Raw genomic sequence first — 2,840 nt, 5'->3', positions numbered from 1 at the left:
GGGGATGCACCCTAGTCCTAAACGAGCGCACCTGCATGTCCCCAATATATACAGTAACTCCTCGTTTCACAAAATCTTCAACAAATCTGATTAATTTTTCCGAATCTACCAATTCATAATATTTATTCTTGTACTGGATTTTTATCTTTCCTTCTGGAAACCGCCACTTTTTTCTTTCTGCGCTCTCGTTTAGGACTAGGGTGCATCCCCGAGTTCCACAGCCCAAGTCAGCCACATAAAAAATACTGGAAGGCCAAACTCTGTAACGCGCGTCTCCCTCAGGCGGTTTCTGAATCGAAAAATTTGCAACCACAACACGCTCCTTCGCTTCGGACAAACTTTCAGCCTAAGATTCAGAATATATCACCCAACCGATCAACGACAATCGTAGTTTTTCTGGTAAATAGTTCTTGAACGAAATCTGTTCCCGGTGCGCGAGCAATTGTAGACTATGCGAAACCAATCAGCACCGCCCCTGCACACACCACCAGTGCCCCGGCCCAACGGCGCGGAGTCACCGTCTCCTTCAGCAACAGCGCCGCCAGGGCTGCGCCAAACAACACGCTGGTTTCGCGCAGCGCCGTGATCGGCCCGATGGGCGCGCGCATCTGTGCCCACAGCACCAGCATGAAGCCGGCGCTGGAAATCGCCCCGGCAAACAAACCCCGTCGCCAACGCCCATTGGCCGGCGCGATGAAGCCGGTTGGACCACGCCGAAACAACACAAACAGGCTGATCGGCAGAAATGTAAAGATCGCCCCCCAGCCCTTGTAGCTGAACACATCATCGTTGATCCGCACGCCCAGCGCATCGACCAGCGAATAAACCGCAATGGCGGCCCCGGTGAGCAGCGCCCAGCCCGTCGCCGCCAAGGGCGCGTGCCTGTTCACCCCCACCAGCATCACCCCGGCGCTGATCGCCAGCACGCCCAGCCCCTGCCCCCAGCCTGGCACCTCGCTGGCAAAAACCACCGCCGCCACCGTTACCAGCGCCGGGGCGATACCGCGGGCGATGGTGTAAACATGGCTCATGTCGCCGGCGCCATAGCCCTTGGTCAGGGCTGTCCAGTACACAAGATGGACGGCGCTGGAGGCCAATATATAGGGCCATGCCGCCGGCACCGGCGCACCAAACAGCGCAATCAGCACCAGCCCAAACAAGCTGCCGCCGATACCCATGATGGCCACATCGACCATCCGGTCACCCGCCGACCCCTTCAGCGCGAGGTTCCAACTGGCGTGGATCAGCGCCGAAAGCAGGGTGGCGGCAAGGGCGGAAAGCGGAATCACGAGCCTGCCTGTCCCAATGCAATGGCCGAATGATGGATATGTTTTCGTTTCAAGTTGTCGACGCCTTCGGCTGCAGGTTTACCGAATAACTTTGGCGCACATAGTCCGCGTCATGCAGCCAATTGGCGAGCGCATGCGCCATCTCAGGCTTGCCTCCGAAACGCCCTGCGTACAGTTTTAGCGTCTTGTAGAGCATGACATATCTCTGACGAGTGGCTGGCTGGCCCCAATCGCCAGACCAATGCTTAAGAACCGGCACTTCGTGGTTCAGGATCAGATCAATCAATGCCTTGCGATCTAACCAACGGAGGCCGGCGGCCCCTACGCGATAGCCGACCCGCCGCAAGACCGGCGATTCATTTGACCCAATAGACCTTCGGTCAAGTTCGGCCATCGCACGCTCAATGAGTTCACCTGCCGGAGTGCACCAGTCTTTTGCAATCGCGCGTGAGCAGTTGACGACCAGTCGCACCAACTGTTCGTCAGTCATGCGAGCCGGGTCTGCTGCCATGGCCGGGGATCAAAGCCCGTGGAACGCCGCCCAATCGGCCATCGGCGCGCGGGCGGGGCGGGCCGCATTGGCCTTGTCGTCGGGGTCGATGAAGCCGATGGCCATGCCGGTGAACAACATGCGTTCTTCGGGGATGCCAACATACTCCCGTATGGTGTTGGGATAAATCGCCCAGCATTCCTGCGGGCAGCTATCCAGCCCCTCCTCCTTCAGCAGCAGCATCAGCGATTGCAGATACATGCCAAGGTCGCTCCACTGCGGCGGGCCCATGCGTTTATCAACCGAGCAGAACAGCGCCACCGGTGCGTTGAAAAACTGGAAATTGCGCGCAAACCACATCCGCCGCCCGGCCTTGTCTTCACGCGGGATGCCGAGCCGGGCGTAAAGTTCTTCTCCCACCGCAAACCGATAGCTGTTGTGCGGTTCCGGCAACTCCTTGGGATAGATATCATATTCGGTCGGCTCCATCTGGCCGCCGGCCATCAGCTTGCCCAGCATGATGCGCTTCAGCTCATCCAGCTTCTCGCCGCCAACCACATCGATATGCCACGGCTGCAGATTGCCGCCCGATGGTGCCCACGCCGCTGTTTCGATCACCCGGCGCAGCACGGCGCCATCCACCGGAGTGGGTAAAAAGCCGCGCACCGAACGGCGCTGCAGCACGGCATCAGAAACCTTCATCATTTGGCCTTTCCGCAACTTTGCAGTTGGCGCTGGATTGCCTATGGTAGGCGCGTGTTGTCCAGCCTCCCCAATCTGCTCACCCTGTCGCGCATCCTCGCGGTACCCGGCCTCGTGGCCCTGATGTGGGGGCACAACCCGTGGGAATGGCTGGCCGCCTTCGGCCTTTATACGCTGGCGGCGATCACCGATTATTTCGATGGCTATCTGGCGCGCAGTTGGGGCACGGTTTCGAAAATCGGCCAGTTCCTCGATCCGATTGCCGACAAGATCATGGTCGCCGCCACCATCCTGATGCTGGTCGATGCGCAGATCCTGCACGGCTGGAGCGTGATCGCCGGCCTGATCATCCTGCTGCG

Annotated in this window: 5 protein-coding genes; 1 reads left to right on the top strand and 4 read right to left on the bottom strand. The window is 59.0% G+C overall.

What is annotated here, in order from left to right:
• The 4 genes from RMO81_RS15120 to RMO81_RS15105 form a co-directional block, all read right to left on the bottom strand.
• On the bottom strand, positions 1-313 hold a 313-nt coding region (locus RMO81_RS15120), incomplete at its 3' end, for a hypothetical protein (RefSeq protein WP_310476762.1).
• A gap of 136 nt (positions 314-449) precedes the next feature.
• Entirely contained in the window at positions 450-1,289 is an 840-nt protein-coding gene (locus tag RMO81_RS15115) for a DMT family transporter (RefSeq protein WP_310476760.1), read from the bottom strand.
• Positions 1,290-1,338: 49 nt separating this feature from the next.
• Positions 1,339-1,779 (bottom strand): hypothetical protein, encoded by a 441-nt coding sequence (locus RMO81_RS15110; protein WP_310476758.1) that lies wholly within the window; start codon positions 1,777-1,779, stop codon positions 1,339-1,341.
• Between the two features lie 30 nt (positions 1,780-1,809).
• Positions 1,810-2,481 carry a nitroreductase gene (locus tag RMO81_RS15105; protein ID WP_310476764.1) on the bottom strand — a complete coding sequence of 224 codons (672 nt, stop codon included), beginning with the start codon at positions 2,479-2,481 and terminating at the stop codon, positions 1,810-1,812.
• A 57-nt stretch (positions 2,482-2,538) separates the two neighbouring features.
• Here RMO81_RS15105 and RMO81_RS15100 point away from each other — a divergent pair.
• A partial coding sequence (locus tag RMO81_RS15100; RefSeq protein WP_310476756.1) for a CDP-alcohol phosphatidyltransferase family protein occupies positions 2,539-2,840 on the top strand: 302 nt, incomplete at its 3' end.

The sequence above is a fragment of the Sandarakinorhabdus sp. genome (assembly GCF_031422795.1).
Lineage (GTDB): Bacteria > Pseudomonadota > Alphaproteobacteria > Sphingomonadales > Sphingomonadaceae > Sandarakinorhabdus.
This window is presented reverse-complemented; position numbering and strand designations above follow the sequence as displayed.